This is a genomic window from Candidatus Ponderosibacter sp. Uisw_141_02 (assembly GCF_048087665.1).
Taxonomy (GTDB): domain Bacteria; phylum Pseudomonadota; class Alphaproteobacteria; order Puniceispirillales; family Puniceispirillaceae; genus UBA3439.
Genome location: NZ_CP159807.1, coordinates 2,010,431 through 2,032,735, shown reverse-complemented (window position 1 = coordinate 2,032,735; position 22,305 = coordinate 2,010,431). Strand labels below are relative to the sequence as shown.

Genomic DNA, 22,305 nt, shown 5'->3' with positions numbered 1-22,305 from the left:
ATGCTGGTGCCATATCTTGGCCAAAGAGCATAGGAGACAATGAAATGACAAATGCCAAACCAATCCTGGGTCAGCATGCGCTTGATGGCGTCAAGGTGATTGATTTGACCCGTGTTCTGGGAGGGCCTTATGCAACGCAGATTCTTGCCGATCATGGCGCTGATATCATCAAGATTGAATCGGCAGCCGGTGATGAGGTTCGCGGCTGGGGGCCGCCTTTTGCGCGTGAAATGGCGTCCTATTTCATCAATGTGAACCGGAACAAAAAATCGGTTGTGATCGACCTTGCCAGCGCGCCCGGGCGCGATCTTCTGCTACGGCTTCTTGAAGATGCCGATGTGCTGATTGATAATTTCAAAACCGGCACGCTGGAAAAATGGGGCATTGGTTATGAGGCGGTTTTAAAACACCGGTTCCCACGGCTTGTGCATTGCCGGATTTCGGGCTTTGGTGAGGCTGGGCCGCTTGGTGGTGCGCCAGGATATGACGCTGTGGTTCAGGCGATGACCGGCATGATGTCGATTAACGGCATGGCCGAAAGCGGCTCGGTTCGCCTTGGTGCGCCAATCGTTGATATGGGGACCGGCCTTTATTGCGTGATTGGCATTTTGATGGCGCTTCACGAACGCCAGAGTTCCGGTCTTGGCCAATATATTGATATGACGCTTTATGACTCGGCACTGGCGCTAATGCATCCGCATAATGCCAATTATTTTCTGAGCAAGAAACCCGGAACCGCCACCGGCAATTCGCATCCGAATATTTCGCCCTATGATAAATATGCAACCGCGACAAATGACATTTTCATCGGCATTGGTAATAACCGCGCATTTCGGCGTTTCTGTGATGCGCTTGGTGAAAGTGAAATTGCCGATGATCCGCGCTTTACCGATAATGCCGATCGTGTTGTTAATCGCGCCGCATTGACCGATCTTTTGACAGCGGCATTGGCCAAGGTTGATGGCGCGTCATTTGCCGAAACTTTGTTAGCTGCCGGTGTGCCAGCTGGGCCAGTTCGTAATATCGAAGAAGCTTTATTGCATCCGCAAACGGCCGAACGTGAAATGGTGCTTGAAAAAGATGGCTATCAGGGGTTGGCATCACCGATCAAATTCAGCCGATCAAGCGATGTTGGTGTGGCGTGTTTACCGCCAATGCTTGGTGAACATACGCGTGAGGTGCTTGGTGCGGTGGGGCTTGATGACGCTGAAATTGACGGCTTGATTGCTGCCGGTACGGTTGTTCAGGCTGATGGCTAAATCGCCATTTCGGTAATTATGATTTATGACGGGTCAAAGGGGTTAGCAGGTGACAAAATCAAGGTCTGAAAATATGAATATGCCACGCATCGCCATTGTTGGCGCAGGCGCAATGGGGTCGGTCTATGCAGGGCTGTTTGCCGAAGCCGGATATCAAACATCGGTTGTTGATCTTTGGCAGGAACATATGACCGCCATCGGCAAAACGGGTCTTCATTTAGAAGGTGCGAGTGGTGACCGGGTGATCGGTGGCATTACCGCGGTTCATCAGGTTGCCGATCTTGGCCCGATTGATCTTTATGTGATTGCGACCAAGGCCAATGGCGTTGCTGGGGCTGCAGCGGAAATTGCCAAAGTCATGCAGCCGGATTCGCTGGTTTTGACAATCCAGAACGGGCTTGGCGCTGGAGAGAGGATTGCCCAATATATGCCAACCGATAATGTGTTGCTTGGCGTTGCTGAGGGTTTTGGTGCTTCAATCAAGGGGCCGGGTCATATTCATCATAATGCGATGCGGCAAATTCGGATTGGTGAAATGGATGGCGGCATGACAGATCGGCTGGTCTGGGTTGAATCGCTTTGGCAGGCTGCCGGTTTCAAAGCCGCCGCCTTTGCTGATATTCATCAACTTGTTTGGGAAAAATTCATCTGCAATGTGATGTGTAGCGCGCCATCGGTTGCGTTTGACTGCACGATTGGCGAGCTTTTCAATGATGAAGATAGGCGCATTGTTGCGCTTGGCTGTATGCTTGAAGCCTATGAAATTGGTCTGGCAAAAAAGATTGCCTTTTCCTTTGATGATGCGGTTGCCTATGGGGTTAAATTTGCAGCTGATATGCCCAATGCCAGCCCGTCAATGCGACTTGACCATCTTGCTCGCAAGCGATCCGAAATAGATGCCATTAATGGCATGGTGCCGGTGCTCGGGCGTGAAATGGGAATCAAGACACCCTATAATGACACATTAGTGGCGTTGGTGCGGGCGCGCGAAGCTAGCTTTGCCTAGCGGCAGGCCGCGGCCTTCGCCGGTCTTTATCGTTATACCGGCTAAAGTTTCATGGGTATGAATTTTGGTGCGGCCTGTCCATCAATTAACACATTCAAAACGGTTGGTCCTTGAAATGCGCTGGCGGTGCGAAGCGCGGCATCCAGATCATCATCGGGTCCCACATTTTGTCCTTGAGCGCCAAGCCCGATTGCGGCCGCAGCATAATCGGCCTTTTCATCAAGATCGCAGCCATAGACACGATCTGGTCCATAGGTGTCAATCTGGATTTGCACCTCAGCATTCCAGCGATAATCATTGCCAATGATTGCCGTGATATTGGCGTTTGTTCTGACCGCGGTATGGATTTCACCAAGATAGAAACCGGCGGTTCCATCGCCCATGACCAGAAAAATTTCGGCATCGGGGCAGGCAATGCTGGCGCCAATCGCATAGGCAATGCCGCCACCAATCGCGCCTGATGGCCCATTGATCATGCGGCGCGGGGCAATGCAGCCAGCCTGCACCCATTGACAGAATTCGCCGCCATCGGCGATGAGAATTGGTGATGCCGCCTGATTGATGGCAAATTGCAATTGCGCGGTAAGCGCGGCTGGATGGCGGCCTTGATCGCCTGCCTGCCATGCTAGGCGGCGGGTGATTGATGCGGTGACTGCAGCTGGCCAATCGGCATCACAAACGGTAATTTTCTGATCAGTAATCGCTGTGGCAAGCTGATTCATGCTGGCGGGAATATTGCCGGTACGCATAAGCGTGATTGGATGGTCGTCATGGGCTGGCATCGGCGCGGTTTGATCCTCGGTCAGGATCGAAATGATTGGCGTGCCTTTGGTAATGCGGCCGCGGGCATGAAGGCCGGTTGAATAATCGGCTAGCTTGCCAAGGTGAATAATCAGATCGGCCGATTTCAGCACCGTGGTTAAATCGCCATAAAAACTATCGGAAAGGCCGCGTGCTGATTCAAGACAGATAATCGGCAATCCTAATGCCGCCTCAAGTGCGACATTGGCGGCTGGCTGTCGGGTGCGATTTGCCTGTGGACCCGTTATGATAAGCGGATGTTTGGCCGCATCAATCGCCTTGATGACGGTTTCAAGATCGCTTTGGCGCATGGCACTAGCTGGTGGCAAGCTTAGGTTCTTGGCAGCGTCAAGGCCGGTTGTTTGCGATAATAGATCAAAGGCAAGTGCCAAATGTGTTGGGCCGGGCGTGCCGCCAAGCGCGGTTGCAATGCAATTATCGAGATCGGATAATATTGCCGCAGCATTTTCTGGCCGTGCCGAATATTTGGTGATTGGCGCGGTGATCGCGCATTGATCAAGTTCTTGAAAGCCGCCGCGTCCGTCCATGCCAAAACCGGCATCACCGCTGATAAGCAAGATCGGGGTTTCTGATCGCGCTGCCGAATAAAGTGCTGATACCGCGTTCAGCAATCCGGGCCCCGCTGTTACCAGTGCCACGCCAAGCTTGCCCGATAGCTGGGCATAGGCTTCGGCCATATAGACGGCGGCGCCTTCATGGCGGGTATGGATGATGCGGATATTCGCATCAATACACGCATCATAAAGCGGCATGATCTGATTGCCGGAAAGGCTGAAAATTACCTCAACCCCTTTATTGGCAAGCGTTTGAATAAGAGCAGAAGAAGCTGAAGACATTGCAGGACTCGATAAAACTGAAAAGGCCAATGCCAGTTACAGGACAAGGGTGAAGCAAATTTTGGCGCATTGGCGTGGCGCTATCAAGCGAAAAGCGTTTGGCCGATTAATTGTTGGCAAGGGGGTGAAAAAACTGCAAACCAAATCGCCCATTTCTTGCTATAGGTTTCGAATTACCTAATTTATGAGGCATGACATGATTGACCAGCAAAAAGGCATGAAGCGCGGCCTGACCCGATATGGCGATGAGGCATTTTCGCTTTATCTTCGCAAGGCCTTTATCAAGGCAATGGGCTATAGCGATGATGCGCTGGCGCGTCCGGTGATTGGCATTGCCAACACCTATTCCGATTATAATGCCTGCCATGCCAATGTGCCAAAGCTGGTCGAGGCGGTGAAACGCGGGGTCATGCTTGCCGGTGGCTTGCCAATGGAGTTTCCGACAATTTCATTGCATGAGGCCTTTGCCTTTCCAACAAGCATGTATTTTCGCAATCTGATGGCAATGGATACTGAAGAAATGATCGGCGCCCTGCCAATGGATGCTTGTGTGCTGATTGGCGGCTGCGACAAAACCGTGCCGGCCCAGCTGATGGCGGTGGCCAGTGCCGATGTGCCAGCCATTCAGCTTGTTACCGGTCCGATGTTGTCGGGAACCGTTGGTGATCAGCGCGTTGGCGCCTGCACCGATTGCCGCCGGTTCTGGGGTGATTATCGTGGTGGGCGCATCAATGACGCCGAAATTAATGAAATTGAAGGCAAGCTGGTGCCAACCGCGGGAACATGCGGGGTGATGGGAACGGCAAGCACGATGGCCTGCATGACCGAGGCACTTGGCATGATGTTGCCCGGGGGTGCAACAATTCCGGCGGTGGCGGCAGATCGGTTGCGCCATGCCGAAATGGTTGGCGCGCGGGCAATGGCTTTGGCGGCAGATCAAATACGCCCGTCACAGATTATGACGCCAAAATCATTTGAAAATGCCTTGCGGGTGTTGCTGGCAATTGGCGGATCAACCAATGGCATTATCCATCTGACCGCGATGGCAGGACGGCTTGGCATCGAGGTTGATTTACCGGCCTTTGATGCGCTTGGTGCTGATACGCCGGTGCTTGTTGATCTAAAGCCAAATGGCCAATTCTATATGGATGATCTGCACCGCGCCGGTGGCATGGCACCAATCCTGCGCGCGCTAAAGCCGCTTTTGCATCTTGATTGCGTGACGGTCACAGGCCGAACGCTTGGCGAAGAAATTGATGCGATGCCAGCGGCCTTTCCGCAAATGGTGGTTCGCAGTCTTGATGATCCGATTCACGCTGGTGGTGGTATTGCCTTTTTGCGCGGCAATCTGGCCGGGGATGGGGCAATTATCAAACAATCGGCCTGTTCATTTGATTTATTAACACATCAGGGGCCGGCACTGGTTTTTGATTCATTGGAAGATTTGGCGAATCGTATTGATATGGCTGATCTTGATGTCACCAAAGACAGTGTTTTGATCCTTCGAAATGCAGGGCCGAAAGGCGCGCCGGGCATGCCCGAGGCAGGTTATATTCCGATCCCGAAAAAGCTGGCAACAGCTGGGGTTAAGGATATGGTTCGGATATCGGATTGCCGGATGAGCGGTACCGCCTTTGGAACGATTGTTCTTCATGCCAGCCCCGAGGCCGCGATTGGGGGGCCATTGGCGCTGGTTGAAACGGGTGATCAAATCTGGCTTGATGTGCCAAATCGCAGGCTTGAACTGCTAGTGCCTGATGATGAAATTGAAAGCCGCCGCGCCACTTGGCAGCCGCCGGCAACGGTGAAGGCCGATCGCGGCTATAAAAAACTATATATGGATCAGGTCAATCAGGCAGGCGAAGGGGTTGATTTTGACTTTATGACCAAGCGCCCCTTTGCCGCAAAAACGCCAATTTCGTAACTGATTGGCGATGATGCCGTTAGCGTTTGGAAGCGGATCATAACTTTTTTTTCTACCTGTTTTTTACCATTTTTGGATGAAACGGCTTGTTTCTATTTATTCTGAATTATCTAAGCGGTCAAAAGACCTGAGATGAAATATTTGACAAGAATATGTGTAGACAAAATAGTATACAATAATGAATATTTAAAATACAATTTAGCTTAATGTGATTGCGGCTGTCCCGCGCGGGCGCGGGCGCTGGTTCTGGCGTTCAACAACAACCACCGGACGGAATGATGAAATCAATGGCTGCTTTTGAGCATCTTGCTGTTGCAAATGTTGCGTCTATCAATTTTTGAAGTGGCAGTGGCGTTGCGAATGCAGATAACCAATTTCGGGGCGACAAGCCAATTGAGTTGATGATCCATTCATCTTATGGTGTTGGCGCTTATGTGACCATGCAGATGACGTTGATCCGGACGCGCCGCGCGCGAAAAGCTGATATGTTTGCCAGCCCTGACAGCCTTCGCCGTGACTTATGTAAAATTTTGCCGATCTGATTGTGGAGACCATTATGACCGATTCATCAAACACCGAAAATAACGCCGGCCAGATTGGCACAAGAACCCCGCTTGCCAGCACCGCGCTAAAAGATTATCTGGTGCTTGATCTAACGCGTGTTCGTTCGGGGCCGACCTGTGTTCGCCAGCTGGCCGATTGGGGCGCTGATGTGATCAAGATTGAAACCCCGTCAGATGGCGCCGAGCTTGGTGGACCTCGTCAAGGACCGGATTTCCAGAATCTGCATCGCAATAAGCGCAGCTTGACCTTGAATCTGAAAAGCGAAGCGGGCATGAAAATTTTTCGTCAGCTTGCTGATAAGGCCGATGTGATTGTTGAAAATTTCCGCCCTGATGTAAAAACCCGTCTTGGTATCGATTATGAAACCTTGTCGAAAACCAACCCGCGTCTTGTCTATGCGTCAATTTCTGGATTTGGTCAGGATGGTCCCTATAGCGGCCGTCCGGGCTTTGATCAGATTGCGCAGGGCATGGGCGGCCTGATGTCGATCACCGGCGCACCGGACCAAGGCCCAATGCGGGTTGGTATCCCGATTGCTGATTTATGCGCTGGTCTATTCGCCGCGCAGGGTGTTTTCATTGCGCTTTTAGAGCGCGCCCATTCGGGTCAGGGACAGTGGGTTCAAACCTCGCTTTTGCAGGCGCAGATGTTCATGCTAGATTTTCAGGCCGCACGTTATCTTATGGATGGTGATATCGCCAAACAGGCTGGCAATAACCACCCAACCTCAATTCCGACGGGCGTTTTTGAAACCAGCAATGGCTATATGAATATCGCGGTTGCTGGCGAGGTGATTTGGGAAAGATTTGCCGCTGGGCTTGGCCGCGAAGATTGGATTACCAACCCCGATTACGCAACCAGCCCTGATCGGTCGAAAAACCGCGATGCGCTGAATGCCGAAATCAATGCGATTACGCGCGATAAAACAACCGCGGCATGGATTGATATTTTGAATGATGCAGGTGTACCGGCTGGTGAAATCAACAATATTGGTCAGGCGTTTGAGAATCCGCAGGTCAAACATCTTGGCTTGGCACAGCCGGTCAAAAGCCATGAGCGTGGCGAAACCCATCTTGTTGGGCAGCCAATCATGATGAGCCGGACACCAAGCCATATTGCCTCGCCGCCGCCACTTGCCGGCGGTCATGCTGATGATATTCTGGCAACACTTGGTTATAGTGCTGAAGACATTGCCGCGCTTCGCGACGCCAAGACAATCTAAACCAAAGATCTGAAAACCCAGCCCAATCTACAAGGCCGACCAATCAAAGGATATGCCGAACCATGACTGATAAAATCATTGTGAAACAATCAGGTGCCATCGCCCGAATCATTTTTAACCAGCCGGAAAAGCGCAATGCGGTGTCGCTGGAAATGTGGGAAGCGGTTGAAGTTGCGCTTGATAAATTTGCGGCTGATAAAGATGTGCGAGTGCTGATCCTGTCAGGTGCTGGCGGCAAGGCCTTTGTGTCGGGCGCTGATATTTCCAAATTTGAGAGCGAGCGTGCCAGTGCCGATGGTGTGGCGCGTTATAACGCCACCACCAAACGCGTCTATGACAAGGTCGAAGCATTCCCGAAACCAACGATTGCGCAGATTGACGGTTTTTGCGTCGGCGGCGGCATGGCGCTTGCCGTATGTTGCGATATTCGTATTTGCGGGCAGGGATCAAATTTTGCCATTCCGGCAGCGCGGCTTGGGCTTGGTTATGGGTTCCTTGGCATTAACCGGCTTGCCAATCTTGTTGGCCCTGCCTTTACCAAGGAAATCTTTTTCACCGCACGCCGGTTCGACGCAGAAGAAGCGCGGATCATGGGGCTGGTGAACCGGATTGTTGAAGATGGCGCAGTCGAAGCGGCAGCCGATGAAATGGCAACAACCATTACCGGAAATGCGCCTATGACCGTTGATGCGGTAAAATTCATCGCCAATCAGACACGCAAGGATGAAAGCCAGCGTGACCTGGCCACCTGCGAAGCAATGGTTCAGGCCTGTTTCGACAGTGCTGATTATATTGAAGGCCGCCGTGCCTTTATGGAAAAGCGTAAGCCGGTTTGGACAGGAAGCTGACGCGAAAAGTCCAAAATAGCGGGCTGTTTTGCCCAAGAAATTTGCCCAAGAAATTTAACTGAATATCGTCTCTTAGGGTTCTGTTTGGCACCGCGCATAAAAAACTGTCAAGCCCGATCGTGGGATTGACAGTTTTTTTATGGGCAAACCGGATGTTCCGGTTTGAGTTTGCTTAGAATTGCATCACCACGCCGCCATTGATCTGTAGCATTTGGCCATTCACAAAACCACCATTTTCCGAACAAAGATAGGCAACCATGCCGCCAATATCTTCGGCATTACCAAGCCGGCCTGATGGGTTGGCTTTTAAGAGTGCTGAAAATTTGGCATCCGTGGGAATATCGACATGATCTGCCGGAAATGTGCCGGGTGCGATGATATTCGCGGTGATGCCATTAGCGCCAAACTCAACCGCAAACGCCTTGGTCAATCCCCAAACCGCATGTTTGGCAACCGATACGGCCGATGCCCCCGGATAACCACGTTGGGCATTCATGCCGGAAAAGCTGATGATGCGTCCCCAGCCATTGGCAATCATGCCTGGCAGGATCAGGCGCGACAACCAGATTGCGGCATTCAAATCAACATCCATGACCTGTTGCCACTCATCTTCGCTAACCTCAAGAAATGGCCCATGCGGACGAATGGCGGCGTTATTGACAAGAACATCAATCCGGCCGAAATGGTCAATGCCTGCCTTAGCAACCGCTTCGGCTTCGGCCTTGATGCCGACATTGCCCATTGCCACAAGCGCGTCGACACCATGTTCGCGCACTTCGGCGGCAACGGCTTCGGCGGCGTCACGATTACGGCTGCCATTTACGATGATGTTAAATCCGGCTTGCGCCAGCTGGCTGGCGATGCCACGGCCGATATTCTGTCCTGATCCTGTGATCAGGGCGGTTTTTCTGTCACTATGCATTTTTTACCTCTGTGATAAATTCATTGAAACGATAACCGCCTGGAATGCGGGCCAGCAATCAAGATGGCTCAGAAATTGGCAAAGATGAAAATGACGCCAGAACTGACCGGTCTCAGATTAGGCATCTGACCCCCGAAATGCCAGCGCAAATTGGACGACGTGCGCCGTTTTGTGTTGCTAGAAATTGGTCGTTGATCTGGCTTGTGTCGCCTTTCAATTACATGGTCAATTGCATGGTCAAATACATGGTGTAAATGCAATGAATTCATAGTGAGATCAGCGTGGTGATTGAGCATATTCTCTATAGACAAACCGCCATCATGGTGCAATTCTTGAGGCTGATTTTGCGCTATTTTAGGCGTTTTTTGAGTTAAAATAAGTGAGTTTTAAACATGAAGATTTCCCCTTTTGGCGCGGAAATCGCGACTGATATTTTGGATGTTGATCCTGCCAAACCGTAAGGTTTTGCATCGCCGTGATGGCTTTGACCTAAATCTGCGCTGCATCATTCACCGGACCCCGCTGCAAGGCCGAAGCCCGATTGCGGCTAACATAATTTCAATTTTTCACAAGGCCGGTTCTGGTCTTGCTGATATCCAGTCTTTTTCTTTTTCATGACAGATCTTTAGGAGATTTTATTTTGTCAAATGAACGCAAGGTCGATCCGGCAGAGGTTCGCGATCACATTGACTCCATTCTAGGAAGCTATGAGCAAGTTTTTGAAAAATTCTTCCTGTCCAAATTTATGGGGCTTAATTTTGACTATCTGCCGCATGAGGCCGCCGATGCCGATAAGGATCACCTGCGTGTTACGTTTGAGGTCAATGAAATGCTGATGAATCCGCAAGGCTCGTTGCATGGCGGCATCATGGCGGCCGTCATGGATATCTCGATGGGGCATCTTTTGGGCAAAACAATTGGCATGGGCATCACCATTGAAATGAAAACCCAATATCTTCGCCCAGCGAAAAAGGGACTTGCCACGGTTGAAGGTCGTTTTATCAAAAAAGGCCGCACCTTATCCTTTATGGAAAGCCGGCTTTGGGGAAGTGACGGCAAGCTTGCTGCGGTTGCAACCGCCACTTGGAAAATGCCAAGCTAGTGAAAAATGTGACGCGCGGCGGTTTCATTGCGCGTCATGCAATAGCCGGATTTATCCGGCGGTTGGTAAAGACGGGATGTTCTGGTTAGACTGGTTAAATCGCATCTTTGCCGGTCTGGTTTGAATGCCGATATTGTTAAAGGTTTGATCATGTCCGATTCCGCTTTGCTGCCGCATATTCTTGATCTGGCGTCGGTTCCACGCCACAGCTTGCCACAAGATGCCCGCAAGATGGCGCAATTATCACTTTTTGACTGGATGGTGGTTAGTCTTGCCGGTGCGGATCAGCCATTGGCGCATATTATTCGTGATTTTGTGATGGCCGAAGGTGGGGTGTCACGCGCGGCAGTCACTGGCGCGGCAGGTCGTCTGCCAGCCCGCGCGGCTGCCCTTGCCAATGGCACGATTTCACATGCGCTGGATTATGATGATACGCATTTTGCCTATATCGGCCATCCATCGGTTGCGGTTTTTCCAGCGGCCTTGGCAGCGGCTGAGGATATGGGCGCATCGGCTGATGATGTTGTTGATGCGTTTTTGATTGGCGCTGAATCGGCCTGCCGGATTGGCATGGTGCTTGGGCGTGATCATTATGATGCTGGCTTTCATCAAACGGCAACATCGGGCGCATTTGGTGCCACCATTGCCGCCTCGCGCCTCTACCAGCTTGATCGGGCTGCCACCCGTGCGGCGTTGGGGCTTGTCAGCACGCGCGCCGCGGGACTGAAATCACAATTTGGCACGATGGGAAAACCATTCAATGCCGGTGCCGCCGCGGCAAATGGCATCGAGGCAGCCAGCCTTGCAAAACGCGGCTTTACTGCCAGCACCGATGCCTTTGCTGGCGCGCAAAGCTTTCTTGCCGCGCATCATGGTGCGGCTGGCGGCAGTGCCGCAATTGATGATTGGTCTTTTGACCAGTTCTTTTTTGCCGCGGTCAGTCACAAGCTTCATGCCTGTTGCCACGGAACCCATGCGATGATTGAAGCGTTACTTTTGCTATTGGCTGATGGTGCTGTTGCGGTTGATGATCTTGATGAAATAAAGGTTTATATCGCGCCCCGCTGGCAGAATGTTTGCGATATAAAGGCGCCTGAAACCGGCCTTGAAATTAAATTCAGCTATGTTTTCTTGGCGGCAATGGCGCTTCGGGGTGTCAATCTTGCGGCATATGGAAGCTATGATGATGGCCTGTGCCATGATGCTGATCTGATTGAACTTGCCAAGCGGGTAAAGGTCATTGGCGATGATCAGATTGCCGACAGCGCCGCGCGCGTTGATCTCAAACGAAAAGATGGTCAATCACGTTCCCAATCATTTGATTTGCTATCGCCGATTGATCCGGTGCTTCTTGGCATAAGATTGCTTGCCAAGGCCAAAGCGCTTATCGGTGATGATCGCGCCAATGATTTATGGGCGATGACAAATGCGCTTGAACAGGTCTCGGCATCTGATCTCGCCGCCAAATTACAAGGATAGCCGGTTGTCTTATAGAATTTCTGGCATGATGGCATGATCAAGCAAAGGAGTGAGTTTATGGATTTTTCCGAATGGATCGGCAATAGCGTGTCAAGCGATGACGTGATTACGGCGCGCATGGTTGATCATTTTCAACATACGCTTGGCGATCATTGTTTTACCGGCAATGAGGTGCCGCCCGGACTGCATTGGTGTTTGGCACCCGAAGCGGTTAGCCCGGAATTGCTTGGCCCTGATGGCCACCCAAAGCGCGGGGATTTTCTGCCTGAAATTCCCTATGCACGCCGGATGTGGGCAGGGGGCTGGCTGGAATTTCATGGTGATTTCAAGATTGGTGATCATGTCAAAAAGCAAAGCCGCATTGATGATATCAGCTTTAAATCAGGCAAAAGCGGCAATTTATGTTTTGTTGCGGTGACGCATGAATTTTCCGTTGGCGGCCAGTTGAAATTGCGCGAACGCCATGATGTTGTTTATCGTGAAGAAGTGACGGCCGCGCCGCCGCTTGACCCGATTACCGACAGCATGGCGGCGCATCGCTGGCAGGTTGATGCCAATAGCGTGATGCTGTTTCGCTATTCGGCGCTGACCTTTAATGGTCATCGCATTCATTATGATCTTCCCTATTCGACCAATGTCGAAGGGCATGGTGGTTTGTTGGTTCATGGCCCATTGCAGGCAACATTGATGCTGAATCTAGCCTGCAGCATTGGCGGAAAATTGCCAAAACATATGGCTTACCGCGGTGTTCGGCCATTGGTTTGTGGCGATCCGATCATGGTTGATGCGTCACCTGAAAATGATGAAGCTGGCCACGCCATGCTTGCGGCCTGTGTTCGCGGCGCTGATGGCAATATAACCATGAAAGCCACCGTTACCCCCGAGCCAATATTGTGAAAGACCGATCTATGGCCACACCAAAACCTCTATCCGTTCCGTTATTTGTGCCGGGGCATCGTCCTGAATTATTTGCAAAGGCCGGTGCCAGTGGTGCCGATGCGGTGATTCTCGATCTCGAAGATGCGGTTGCTGATGCTGATAAGCCGGCAGCGCATGCCGCGCTTATGTCGCGGCCTGATTTGCCGGTGCCATTGGTCGTGCGCTGCAACGGATTTGACTCGCGCTGGTTTGCCAAAGACATGGTGGCTTTGGCCAAGACCCCACCCCAGATGATTATGCTGCCAAAGGCAGAATCGGTTGATCATCTTGATGTGATTGCCAAACAGTTTGGCGCGGATATGCCAATCATCCCAATTGTCGAAAGCGCGCTTGGGCTGGCCGCAATCGAGGCCATGATGATGCATCCATCAGTGTTGCAATGCGCGTTTGGTCATCTGGATTTCTCGCTTGATATCGGGGCTGATCCGCAATGGGATTCGCTTCACTATGCGCGTGGTAGGATTGTTGTTGCATCGCGCCTCGGGCAAAAGGCATCGCCGCTTGATGGGGTCGCGGTGCGGTTTGATGATGCGAAAATTGTCGCTGGTGAGGCGCGCCGCGCGCGTGACATGGGCTTTGGTGGCAAGCTGTTAATTCACCCCAAACAGATTGCGCCGGCAAAGGCCGTGTTTCGGCCAAGTGATGCCGATTATGAATGGGCGCAGCGCGTCATGACCGCTGTTGCCAATAGCGCATCAGCGGTTCAGCTTGATGGGGCAATGGTTGATGTGCCGGTGATCAAACGCGCCGAGGCGATTATCCGTGATTATGAGGCGCTGGCGTCATGAAATACTGGCCAGATCATGGCGGCAAAACACTGAATTGGCAAAATACTGAATTGGCAGGAGAGTTAAATGGCGAATAGCCCAAATCGTGATCTTGACGGATTGCTGGTGATCAGTCTTGAACAGGCTGTTGCCGCGCCTTATGCCGCAAGCCGGCTTGCCGATGCTGGTGCGCGGGTGATCAAGGTGGAACGTCCCGAAGGTGATTTTGCCCGTGGCTATGACGCTGATGCGAAAGGGCATAGTTCGTATTTTGTATGGCTTAATCGTGGCAAGGAATCGGTCGCGCTTGATCTCAAACAGCCCGATGATCTGCAAATTTTCAAACAAATGCTGTCCAAGGCTGATGTGTTTATCCAGAATTTGATGCCCGGGGCGCTCGACCGTCTTGGCGTTTCGATGGCCGATTTGCGGCAGGCCGACCCGCGATTGATTACCTGCGATATCAGCGGTTATGGCGCGTCTGGCCCCTTTGCCCAGATGAAGGCCTATGATTTTCTGGTTCAGGCCGAAGTTGGGTTGGCGCAGATTACCGGCGCGCCTGAAGAGCCCGGCCGTGTTGGTGTTTCGATCTGTGATATTGCGGCGGGAATGACGGCGCATGCGGCGATTTTGCAGGCATTGGTGGCGCGCGCAAAAACTGGTGAAGGCCGCGCCATTGAAGTGTCGCTATTTCATGCGCTTGCCGATTGGATGAATGTTCCCTATCTGCAATATCATTATGGCGGGCGGGAAATTCGGCGCCCCGGACTGCATCATCCGACGATTGCGCCTTATGGTGCCTATCGTTGCGGCGATGACCGGATGCTGTTGATCTCAATCCAGAATGAGCGCGAATGGCTGCGGCTATGTAGTGATGTTCTTGACCAGCCCGATTTACCGCAAAATCCGAAATTTGACAGCAATGTCCACCGGGTTGAAAATCGCGCGTCGCTTGATGCCATTATGAATGGGGTTTTCAGCCAATATTCAATCGATGAAATTGCCGAAAAATTGCAGGCGGCGCAAATTGCCTTTGGTCGGTTGAATGATATGGATGTGTTTACGCAACATCCGCAAAACCGGTTTGTTTCAGTTCGCACCTCGGCTGGTGATGTACAGCTATTGTCACCCGGCGCGATTGTAAATGGCATCTTGCCAAGATTGGGTGATGTTCCCGACCTTGGCCAGCATAGCGCGGCTATCCGCGCCGAATTTTCCTAGATGATGCGCATGGATATTGGTCAAAGCTGCCTTTGAACCAGACTTGATTTCAGCCAGATTTGATTTCAGCCAGATTGGACTTAAGCCGAAAATTCGCCAATGCGAACCGCATCAAGAAATGCCGCCTCAGCAGCCTTGATCACGGTTAATTTGGGATTGCCGTCACGATAGGCAAGCCCAAGCTGGCGTGCCGGCGCTATGGCGCCAAGCGCAAGGCGTTTGACCGGTAGCGGGTTCATATTCCGAACACAGCGTTTAGGCACAATCGAGACGCCAAGATTGGCCATCACCATGCTTGAGATTGCTTCCAGCCCCTCAAGCTCCATCGAATCCTTGACCGTGATTTTGCGCTTTTGAAGCCAGCTTTCGACCATCTGTCCAAAAATGGCATTGCGGTCAAACCGGATAAAGGGGCGGGTGCGAAGCAGTTCAAGCGGATCGTCACTTTCGGTTTGCGGCGGTGCCAAAAGCTGCATTGGTTCGGCGGCAATATCAAAACAGGATAATCCCTGCGGCAAAAGGGCGGGGCGCGTGATGATCGCCGCATCAATCGTGCCGCGATCAAGCTGTTGCATTAATTGATATGACAGCCCGGGAAAAATCACCACATGCAAATCGGCATGACGCTGGCGCAATAAAGACAGGCCAAGCGGCACCAATCCGGTCAAAGTGGTTGGCACCGCGCCAAGCACCAATTCACCCTGAAAGCCCTGTTCGCCAATGACTGATGCCAGAATACCATCATAGTCACGGATGATATTGGCCGCTTTGCTTGCCATTGCCCGTCCGGTCGGGGTCAATTCGGGACGCCGGTTTTTCCGGTCGAAAAGCGCGACTCCCCATAATGATTCCAGTGCTTTCATCTGCTGGCTTACCGCCGCATGGGTGATGTGACAGGCAGCCGCGGCGGCGCTGAACGAGCCATGGGTTTGAATGGCAAGCAAGGTGCGAAGTTGGCGAAGGGACATATGCGTCTATCCAGCTTATGATAATCTCTGTTTTGCGGATTTTAATGTAAAACTTTCTTACATAATAAGTAAATATTATTTAGTTTCATTAAGAAAAAATGAAATTTATACTACGCTATAATTATGGAAATGGAGTGTTCTGGTGGCGAATGAAACGCAAACAATGACGCAAACAATGACCGTGTCGATCTGGCGTGAAAATGGCGATGATGGCCGTTTTGAAAAATATGAAGTGCCAGCGAGGGAAAACCAGACAGTGCTTGATGTTGTTGCCTATGTCCAACAGCATATCGACCCCACTTTATCTTACCGGTTTGCCTGCCGCGTTGGCATGTGCGGATCTTGTGCGATGATGGTCAATGGATCGCCGCGCTGGACGTGCCGAACACATGTCAGCAAGGTTGTTGCCAATGATCAGCTTGAGGTTGCGCCGCTTCGTAATTTGCCGGTGATTAAGGATTTGGCAACCGATATGGATCCGTTCTTTGAAAAATGGGTTGCGGCCGAAGCGGTGTTTCACCCAAGCAAGACACGCCATGACCCGATGGCAGCCATCACCCCTGATGATCCAATGCGCATCGCCGCCAGCGAGGCAATTGAATGTATCAATTGCGCGGTTTGTTATGCGGCTTGTGATGTGGTTGAATCCAACCCCGATTATTTCGGGCCAGCAGCGTTGAACCGGTCATGGTCTCTGGTGAATGACATCCGTGATGATGGGCAGGATGTGCGGCTTGCCGCTGTTGGGTCAAATGGCGGCTGTCATAATTGCCATTCCCAGCAAGGCTGTGTGCAATATTGCCCGAATGAATTGAACCCAACCTTGTCGATTGCCGGATTGAAGCGCGAAACGACAAAAGCTCTTTTCCGACGGAGCCGCTAGATGCTTGATCTACGTTTATATATGTTACAGCGTTTGACGGCGCTCGTCATGGCACCGCTCGTGATTGGGCATATTGCGGTGATGATCTATGCTGTTCAGGGCGGTTTGACAGTTGACGAAATTCTGGCGCGGACGCAAGGCTCGGTTGCGTGGTTTTTGTTTTATGGCAGCTTTGTTGTTGCCGTTTCGATTCATGGTGCCATCGGATTGCGGGTGATTAGTTTTGAATGGTTTGGCCTCAACGGGCGCGCCCTGCAGCTTTTTAGCTGGGCGGTTTTTGCGCTTTTGTTCGGACTAGGTGCAAAGGCTGTCTATGCTGTTACCTTTGCGGGAGTTGGGCTATGATCCGGCCGCATCGCACGCATCCATTATGGTTTGCTTTTTTGCTTCACCGCCTATCAGGGCTTGGGCTGGCGCTGTTTCTGCCAATTCATTTCTACATGCTGTCATTGGCGATTTCAGCACCGGCGCGCCTTGACGGGTTTTTGCGCTTTACCGATTTGACCATTGTGAAATTGGCCGAATATGGTTTGGTGTTTTTGCTGGCGGCGCATCTATTTGGTGGGCTTCGGCTAATGGCATTAGAATTTCTGCCATGGAGCCCACATCAGAAAACAATGGCGGCACTGGCGGTGGCGTTTGCCTTTCTGGTGTCGACGTTATTCTTTTTGAAAGCGATTTAATCCGATGAAACCAATCATTGAACGACATGATACTGATATTCTGATTTTGGGAACTGGCGGCGCTGGATTATTTGCCGCCCTTCACGCGCAAAAAGCGGCACCAGATCAAAAAGTCACCATTGCGGTAAAAGGGCTGATTGGAAAATCGGGCTGCACGCGCATGGTTCAAGGCGGCTATAATGTGGCACTGAATCCACAAGATTCGGTTGAGCGGCATTTTATGGATACGATCATTGGCGGCAAATGGCTTCCCGATCAGGATATGGCATGGAAGCTTGTGACCGAGGCGGTAACGCGAATCCATGAGCTGGAAAATGAAATTGGCTGTTTTTTCGATCGCAATCCCGACGGCACGCTTCATCAAAAAGCCTTTGCTGGTCAAACCTTTGACCGCACCGCGCATAAGGGCGATCTGACCGGCATTGAAATCATCAGCCGTTTGATGGAACAGGTGCTGTCACGGCCAATTGAAAAACTGCAGGAACATCGGGCAATCGGCCTGATTCCGTCGCGTGATGGCAGCGCGCTTGCGGGTGTTTTATTCATTGATATGCGCCGCGGCACCTTCCGGCTGGTTCGCGCAAAAACCGTTTTGATGGCGACTGGCGGCGGCCCGACAATGTATAAATATCACACCCCCTCGGGTGATAAGAGCATGGATGGTCTATCGATGGCTTTGCGCCGCGGGCTTGGGCTTCGCGATATGGAAATGGTGCAGTTTCATCCAACTGGCTTGATGGCGGGTGACGAAACCAAAATGACCGGAACGGTTCTTGAAGAGGGGCTTCGGGGTGCTGGCGGCCATTTGATAAATGGTAAAAATGAACGTTTCATGTTCAATTATGATGATGCTGGTGAACGCGCAACGCGCGATATCGTCAGCCGCGCCATTTATGAAGAAATGCGCCAAGGCCGCACATCGCCTTATGGCGGGGTTTATATTTCGATGGCGCATCTTGGGCCAGAAAATGTTGCCAAGAAATTTCAGGGCATGGTGAAACGCTGCGCTGATAGCGGCTTTGATCTTGCCGCTGGTCTTGTCGAGGTTGTGCCGACCGCGCATTATCTGATGGGCGGGGTTGTGGTTGATGTTGAAACCCGTACCAGCCTTGCCGGTCTTTATGTGGCCGGCGAAGATGCTGGCGGGGCGCATGGGTCAAACCGGCTTGGCGGCAATGGCGTTGCGAATTCTACCGTCTATGGCGGTATCGCTGGCGATGTGATGGCGGCCGATGCCCAGAAAATGGCCGCACTTCATGATCCGGATGAAACCATTCTTGACCAAGAATTGGAGCGCGCAATCATTCCATTTTCGGCCAAGCCAGGGAATGTTCAAGAACTTCGCGTCCGGCTGATGGATGCCATGTGGGACGATGTTGGAGTGATGCGCGATGCGGCTGGATTAAAGCGCGGCATTGAAAAGATTGCGTCTTTGAAAAGCGACATGGAAAATGTTGGCGTTTCGGGTGATAATCTGGCGTTTAATCTGTCATGGCATGATTGGCTAAGCCTGCAAAGCCTGATCGATACATCCGAAGTGATTGCCAAGGCTGGCCTGTCGCGCGAAAATTCACGCGGGGCGCATTTCCGCGAAGATTTCCCCGATGCTGGCTCGCTTGAAGATTCCTATTTCACCATTGCCACTTCGGTCGATAAAGGCATTGAGGTAAACCGCGAGGCTGTGAAATTCACCATTGTCAAACCGGGTGAATCATTGCTTGGGGCCGATGAGGCTGAGACGCTGGTGGAGGCTGCACAATGATCAATATTGAGCTGATTCAAAAAACCGCCGAAAGCCTGATGGCAAAAGCGGCGATTGAAATTCCGGATGATTATCTAACCGGTTTGCAAAAGGCGGCTAATGACGAAGATGGTGATCTGTCCAGCTTTGTTCTTGAGGCGATGCTCGAAAATTATATTGCTGCCAAGGAAGATCGCCGCGCCATGTGTGGTGATACTGGCTGTCCTAGGTGGTATGTGAAAATGGGCAATGAGGCGCAGATTGATGGCGGGCCAATCGCGCTTGAGGCGGCGTTGCGCCGTGCGACGGCAAATGCCACCAAATCAGTGCCGCTTCGCCCGAACCGCGTTCACCCCCTATGGCGAACCGACCATGACAATAATGTTGGCATTGGGGCACCGGAAATCGAATATGGTTTTGAACCTGATGGCAATTGGATTGACCTTGTCACAGTTCATAAAGGTGGTCTTTTTGGCACTGATTACCGGATGCTGTTTCCGAGTGACGGGATTGAAGGCATTAAACGATTTTATCTTGATTCGCTTGTCGCTTTTGGCAAGCGCGGCCTTGCCTGCCAGCCAGCGATTATTGGCATTGGTCTTGGTGGGTCGAAAGATAGCTGTATGGTTCTTGGAAAACGCGCTGCCTGTCTTCGCATGGTTGGCGATCGCAACCCCGATCCGAAAATTGCCGCGCTTGAAGATGAATTCAAAGAATTGGGAAATAATATTGGCATGGGCGCGATGGGATTTGTTGGCAAATCCATGGTGATTGATTGCAATATTGAAGTTGGCTATTGCCATACGGGTGGCATGCAGATGAGCGTTCATGCGTTTTGTTTGTCATCACGCCGTGCTGTGGCGCGGATTTATGATGATGGGCGCGTTGAATTCCGAACAGATCCAGCTTGGTTCACCGATTATCAGCGGCGGGAGACAGTCGAATGGTAAAAGACAATAAACCGCGCAAAATTCGTCTAAGCGCAAACCCAACGGCCGAAGCGCTTGCCAATCTTCGCATTGGTGATATTGTTTATCTTGATGGCACCGTCTATACGGCGCGCGAAGGTGTTTATAAACGCGTTCTTGAAGATGGCATTGCCATGCCAATGGATTTACCGGCCGATAGTGCTGCCAATTTTCACTGTTCGCCAGCCGCCACCCAGCATGATGATGGCAGCTTTGATCTTGGCGCGGTAACGGCAACGGCGTCGTTTCGCTTTTCCAAATGGATTGGCCCATGGCTGGCCGCATCAGGTGCCAAATTGATTATTGGCAAAGGCGGCATGAGTTTTAAGGATTACCGTGAACATTTCGTTCCGCATGGCGCAATTTATCTGACCACGGTTGGCTATGGCACGGGTGCGCTTTTGGGGCGTGGTGTCAAACAGGTTAGCAATCTTCATTGGAAAAAAGAACTTGGACTGGCTCAAGCCATGTGGGTTCTTGATGTTGAAAATTTTGGGCCTTTCATTGTCGAAAGTGATCTTGACGGTAACAGCCTGTTCGAACGTGAAAATGCCCGCATCTCAGCCTCGCTTGACAAGGTCTATGAGGGAACAAGGCCAGCGGTTCTGAAACGGTTTGGCGAAACTGATGACCGAAGCGATGAAATGATCTGATCACGCCGATATCAGGCTGAAAGGCAATAAAGGGACTTGGCCGTGACAGATCAAAAAATTCTGATAATTGGCAGTGGCTTTGCCGCCGCGGCAAATCTGATTCATCTTGTCGAGGCGGGCATTAAGCCGTCAAAAATCACAATTGTTGGGCCGGGCCAGCTTGGCAGGGGCAATGCCTATGGTTGTGATGATGATGATTTCCGGTTGAATGTGCGCGCCAATCTGATGTGGATATGGCCTGACCGGCGTGATGATTTCGGCAATTGGGCCAAAACCCATATCAAAGATGACAAAGATGCGATGCGCCGCAGCGGCATGTTTTACCGCCGCCGCGATTTTGGGCGCTATGTGGCAAGCCGTGTTGATGCCGTCTTGGCCGGTGCTAACGAGCACGATAATACCATCATCCATTATCCGCAAATCGTCACAAAGCTTGGCAGGATGGATCAAGGCGGCTGGCAGGCCGAATGTTCAGACGGGCGTTTGATCAAGGCTGATCTGGTGTTGTTGGCAACGGGTAATCCGCCGCCGCAATGGCCATGCCCAATTCATGGCGAAAAGGCGCAATTGCTCGAATTGGAAAATCGGCTTGTGCAAAATTCGTGGAATGGTCAATGGCTTGATCATTTGCCAGCGCAATCACGCCTTGCCATTATTGGCGGCGGGTTAACCGCGCTTGATGCCGTCATTGCCTTGGCACGGCGAGATCATCAGGGGTCGGTTTTCTTGCTGGCACCGCATGGCAGCTTGCCACCCGAACAGGCCGATTGGGTGAAACAGGCACCGCCAACATGGCCAGATGCGCCGCGCCCGTCAAAAATCTTGCGCCGGTTTCGAAGCTATCTTCCCGGTTTGCCACCCGAAGATCCCGTTTGGCAGCAGGCATTTGAAGAATTGCGCATTGATATCAACCAACAATGGCAGGCCTTAAGCGATCGTGACCGGCGGGGGCTGATGCGGCGGCTTGGCTGGCTATGGTCGCGCTATCGCTATCGGGCGGCACCGCAAACGATTGCCGCGGCAAACCGGTTACAGCAAACTGGCATTCTTGAAATCTGCCATGCCAGACTTGGTGCCATTCATCTGGAAATGGCTGGTGATGATGCGCCTTTGCGGCTGGAGTTGCATGATGCCAAAACCGGCGCACGCCACCTCGCTGTCGATCATGTGATTAATTGCACCGGTGTTGGGCATGACCCACTTTTTGCCAATCTTGTGGCAGATGGCATTGGCCAGCCCGATGCGTTTGGACAGGGGCTTCGGGTGAATCAGCAAAATGAAGTAATTGATCCCAAAGGTCAGGCGATTACAACGCTGTTACTGGTTGGCCCCGCAATGGCAAGCAGTCTTGGTGATGTTGTCGCGGCGAGTGAAATCTCACTCGCCAGCATGCGGGTGGCGGCACGGCTTGCTAGTTAGATTCGCTAGCTGATCAGCGATTTTGCCAGTCTGATTTTACCAGTCTGATTTTGCCAATCTAATCTTTTGGTGCGCCAAA

Annotated in this window: 21 protein-coding genes; 18 read left to right on the top strand and 3 right to left on the bottom strand. The window is 51.8% G+C overall.

Going from position 1 to position 22,305, the window contains the following annotated elements:
- The first annotated feature begins 44 nt into the window (after positions 1 to 44).
- Both ABXT40_RS10035 and ABXT40_RS10030 read left to right on the top strand, forming a co-directional pair.
- Positions 45 to 1,259, top strand: coding sequence for a CaiB/BaiF CoA transferase family protein (locus ABXT40_RS10035; protein ID WP_443645465.1), 1,215 nt, complete (start codon positions 45 to 47; stop codon positions 1,257 to 1,259).
- Between the two features lie 49 nt (positions 1,260 to 1,308).
- Positions 1,309 to 2,265 (top strand): ketopantoate reductase family protein, encoded by a 957-nt coding sequence (locus ABXT40_RS10030; RefSeq protein WP_443645464.1) that lies wholly within the window; start codon positions 1,309 to 1,311, stop codon positions 2,263 to 2,265.
- Between the two features lie 41 nt (positions 2,266 to 2,306).
- Here the strand turns inward: ABXT40_RS10030 and ABXT40_RS10025 are convergent, their stop codons facing one another.
- Positions 2,307 to 3,923 (bottom strand): thiamine pyrophosphate-binding protein, encoded by a 1,617-nt coding sequence (locus ABXT40_RS10025; protein WP_443645463.1) that lies wholly within the window; start codon positions 3,921 to 3,923, stop codon positions 2,307 to 2,309.
- Between the two features lie 196 nt (positions 3,924 to 4,119).
- Here ABXT40_RS10025 and ABXT40_RS10020 point away from each other — a divergent pair, with 196 nt between their 5' ends.
- The 4 genes from ABXT40_RS10020 to ABXT40_RS10005 all read left to right on the top strand — a co-directional run bounded on the left by ABXT40_RS10020 (position 4,120) and on the right by ABXT40_RS10005 (position 8,481).
- Positions 4,120 to 5,847 (top strand): IlvD/Edd family dehydratase, encoded by a 1,728-nt coding sequence (locus tag ABXT40_RS10020; RefSeq protein ID WP_443645462.1) that lies wholly within the window; start codon positions 4,120 to 4,122, stop codon positions 5,845 to 5,847.
- Positions 5,848 to 6,248: 401 nt separating this feature from the next.
- On the top strand, positions 6,249 to 6,389 hold the full coding sequence (locus tag ABXT40_RS10015; RefSeq protein WP_443645461.1) for a hypothetical protein: 141 nt from the start codon (positions 6,249 to 6,251) through the stop codon (positions 6,387 to 6,389).
- Between the two features lie 14 nt (positions 6,390 to 6,403).
- The gene (locus tag ABXT40_RS10010; protein WP_443645460.1) at positions 6,404 to 7,633 is read left to right on the top strand and encodes a CaiB/BaiF CoA transferase family protein; all 1,230 of its coding nucleotides are present in this window, start codon (positions 6,404 to 6,406) and stop codon (positions 7,631 to 7,633) included.
- 62 nt (positions 7,634 to 7,695) lie between these two features.
- A complete protein-coding gene (locus ABXT40_RS10005) occupies positions 7,696 to 8,481 on the top strand; it encodes an enoyl-CoA hydratase (RefSeq protein WP_443645459.1) in 786 nt (261 codons plus the stop codon).
- A gap of 172 nt (positions 8,482 to 8,653) precedes the next feature.
- Here the strand turns inward: ABXT40_RS10005 and ABXT40_RS10000 are convergent, their stop codons facing one another.
- A complete protein-coding gene (locus tag ABXT40_RS10000) occupies positions 8,654 to 9,403 on the bottom strand; it encodes an SDR family NAD(P)-dependent oxidoreductase (protein ID WP_443645458.1) in 750 nt (249 codons plus the stop codon).
- Positions 9,404 to 10,043: 640 nt separating this feature from the next.
- Here ABXT40_RS10000 and ABXT40_RS09995 point away from each other — a divergent pair.
- From ABXT40_RS09995 to ABXT40_RS09975, 5 genes are all read left to right on the top strand, one after another.
- Positions 10,044 to 10,505 (top strand): PaaI family thioesterase, encoded by a 462-nt coding sequence (locus ABXT40_RS09995; protein ID WP_443645457.1) that lies wholly within the window; start codon positions 10,044 to 10,046, stop codon positions 10,503 to 10,505.
- Between the two features lie 150 nt (positions 10,506 to 10,655).
- A complete protein-coding gene (locus ABXT40_RS09990; protein ID WP_443645456.1) occupies positions 10,656 to 11,984 on the top strand; it encodes an MmgE/PrpD family protein in 1,329 nt (442 codons plus the stop codon).
- 57 nt (positions 11,985 to 12,041) lie between these two features.
- Positions 12,042 to 12,881, top strand: coding sequence for an FAS1-like dehydratase domain-containing protein (locus ABXT40_RS09985; protein WP_443645455.1), 840 nt, complete (start codon positions 12,042 to 12,044; stop codon positions 12,879 to 12,881).
- An 11-nt stretch (positions 12,882 to 12,892) separates the two neighbouring features.
- Positions 12,893 to 13,711 carry an HpcH/HpaI aldolase/citrate lyase family protein gene (locus tag ABXT40_RS09980; RefSeq protein WP_443645454.1) on the top strand — a complete coding sequence of 273 codons (819 nt, stop codon included), beginning with the start codon at positions 12,893 to 12,895 and terminating at the stop codon, positions 13,709 to 13,711.
- Between the two features lie 66 nt (positions 13,712 to 13,777).
- The gene (locus ABXT40_RS09975) at positions 13,778 to 14,911 is read left to right on the top strand and encodes a CaiB/BaiF CoA transferase family protein (protein ID WP_443645453.1); all 1,134 of its coding nucleotides are present in this window, start codon (positions 13,778 to 13,780) and stop codon (positions 14,909 to 14,911) included.
- An 80-nt stretch (positions 14,912 to 14,991) separates the two neighbouring features.
- On the opposite strand, the gene ABXT40_RS09970 is transcribed toward ABXT40_RS09975, so the two are convergent.
- Positions 14,992 to 15,879 (bottom strand): LysR family transcriptional regulator, encoded by an 888-nt coding sequence (locus ABXT40_RS09970; protein WP_443645452.1) that lies wholly within the window; start codon positions 15,877 to 15,879, stop codon positions 14,992 to 14,994.
- Positions 15,880 to 16,042: 163 nt separating this feature from the next.
- Here ABXT40_RS09970 and ABXT40_RS09965 point away from each other — a divergent pair, with 163 nt between their 5' ends.
- From ABXT40_RS09965 to ABXT40_RS09935, 7 genes are read left to right on the top strand one after another with little or no spacing between them, the layout of a single operon-like run.
- Positions 16,043 to 16,762 carry a succinate dehydrogenase/fumarate reductase iron-sulfur subunit gene (locus ABXT40_RS09965; RefSeq protein ID WP_443647007.1) on the top strand — a complete coding sequence of 240 codons (720 nt, stop codon included), beginning with the start codon at positions 16,043 to 16,045 and terminating at the stop codon, positions 16,760 to 16,762.
- On the top strand, positions 16,763 to 17,107 hold the full coding sequence (locus tag ABXT40_RS09960) for a succinate dehydrogenase (RefSeq protein ID WP_443645451.1): 345 nt from the start codon (positions 16,763 to 16,765) through the stop codon (positions 17,105 to 17,107).
- Positions 17,104 to 17,445, top strand: a complete 342-nt coding sequence (locus tag ABXT40_RS09955) for a succinate dehydrogenase (protein WP_443645450.1) — start codon at positions 17,104 to 17,106, stop codon at positions 17,443 to 17,445. The genes ABXT40_RS09960 and ABXT40_RS09955 overlap by 4 nt, the downstream gene beginning before the upstream one ends.
- 4 nt (positions 17,446 to 17,449) lie before the next feature.
- Positions 17,450 to 19,207 carry an L-aspartate oxidase gene (locus tag ABXT40_RS09950; protein WP_443645449.1) on the top strand — a complete coding sequence of 586 codons (1,758 nt, stop codon included), beginning with the start codon at positions 17,450 to 17,452 and terminating at the stop codon, positions 19,205 to 19,207.
- On the top strand, positions 19,204 to 20,136 hold the full coding sequence (locus ABXT40_RS09945; RefSeq protein ID WP_443645448.1) for a fumarate hydratase: 933 nt from the start codon (positions 19,204 to 19,206) through the stop codon (positions 20,134 to 20,136). The genes ABXT40_RS09950 and ABXT40_RS09945 overlap by 4 nt, the downstream gene beginning before the upstream one ends.
- A complete protein-coding gene (locus ABXT40_RS09940) occupies positions 20,130 to 20,807 on the top strand; it encodes a fumarate hydratase C-terminal domain-containing protein (RefSeq protein ID WP_443645447.1) in 678 nt (225 codons plus the stop codon). Before ABXT40_RS09945 ends, ABXT40_RS09940 begins: the two co-directional genes overlap by 7 nt.
- A gap of 42 nt (positions 20,808 to 20,849) precedes the next feature.
- A complete protein-coding gene (locus tag ABXT40_RS09935; protein ID WP_443645446.1) occupies positions 20,850 to 22,226 on the top strand; it encodes an FAD/NAD(P)-binding protein in 1,377 nt (458 codons plus the stop codon).
- Positions 22,227 to 22,305: the final 79 nt, after the last annotated feature.

Excerpts from the sequence above, each read along its gene's own strand:
- ABXT40_RS10035 (WP_443645465.1), top strand. The coding sequence starts at position 45 with ATGACAAATGCCAAACCAATCCTGGGTCAGCATGCGCTTGATGGCGTC.
- ABXT40_RS10025 (WP_443645463.1), bottom strand. The coding sequence starts at position 3,923 with ATGTCTTCAGCTTCTTCTGCTCTTATTCAAACGCTTGCCAATAAAGGG.
- ABXT40_RS10020 (WP_443645462.1), top strand. The coding sequence starts at position 4,120 with ATGATTGACCAGCAAAAAGGCATGAAGCGCGGCCTGACCCGATATGGC.
- ABXT40_RS10015 (WP_443645461.1), top strand. The coding sequence starts at position 6,249 with ATGATCCATTCATCTTATGGTGTTGGCGCTTATGTGACCATGCAGATG.
- ABXT40_RS10010 (WP_443645460.1), top strand. The coding sequence starts at position 6,404 with ATGACCGATTCATCAAACACCGAAAATAACGCCGGCCAGATTGGCACA.
- ABXT40_RS10005 (WP_443645459.1), top strand. The coding sequence starts at position 7,696 with ATGACTGATAAAATCATTGTGAAACAATCAGGTGCCATCGCCCGAATC.
- ABXT40_RS10000 (WP_443645458.1), bottom strand. The coding sequence starts at position 9,403 with ATGCATAGTGACAGAAAAACCGCCCTGATCACAGGATCAGGACAGAAT.
- ABXT40_RS09990 (WP_443645456.1), top strand. The coding sequence starts at position 10,656 with ATGTCCGATTCCGCTTTGCTGCCGCATATTCTTGATCTGGCGTCGGTT.
- ABXT40_RS09985 (WP_443645455.1), top strand. The coding sequence starts at position 12,042 with ATGGATTTTTCCGAATGGATCGGCAATAGCGTGTCAAGCGATGACGTG.
- ABXT40_RS09980 (WP_443645454.1), top strand. The coding sequence starts at position 12,893 with ATGGCCACACCAAAACCTCTATCCGTTCCGTTATTTGTGCCGGGGCAT.
- ABXT40_RS09975 (WP_443645453.1), top strand. The coding sequence starts at position 13,778 with ATGGCGAATAGCCCAAATCGTGATCTTGACGGATTGCTGGTGATCAGT.
- ABXT40_RS09970 (WP_443645452.1), bottom strand. The coding sequence starts at position 15,879 with ATGTCCCTTCGCCAACTTCGCACCTTGCTTGCCATTCAAACCCATGGC.
- ABXT40_RS09965 (WP_443647007.1), top strand. The coding sequence starts at position 16,043 with ATGACGCAAACAATGACCGTGTCGATCTGGCGTGAAAATGGCGATGAT.
- ABXT40_RS09960 (WP_443645451.1), top strand. The coding sequence starts at position 16,763 with ATGCTTGATCTACGTTTATATATGTTACAGCGTTTGACGGCGCTCGTC.
- ABXT40_RS09955 (WP_443645450.1), top strand. The coding sequence starts at position 17,104 with ATGATCCGGCCGCATCGCACGCATCCATTATGGTTTGCTTTTTTGCTT.
- ABXT40_RS09950 (WP_443645449.1), top strand. The coding sequence starts at position 17,450 with ATGAAACCAATCATTGAACGACATGATACTGATATTCTGATTTTGGGA.
- ABXT40_RS09945 (WP_443645448.1), top strand. The coding sequence starts at position 19,204 with ATGATCAATATTGAGCTGATTCAAAAAACCGCCGAAAGCCTGATGGCA.
- ABXT40_RS09940 (WP_443645447.1), top strand. The coding sequence starts at position 20,130 with ATGGTAAAAGACAATAAACCGCGCAAAATTCGTCTAAGCGCAAACCCA.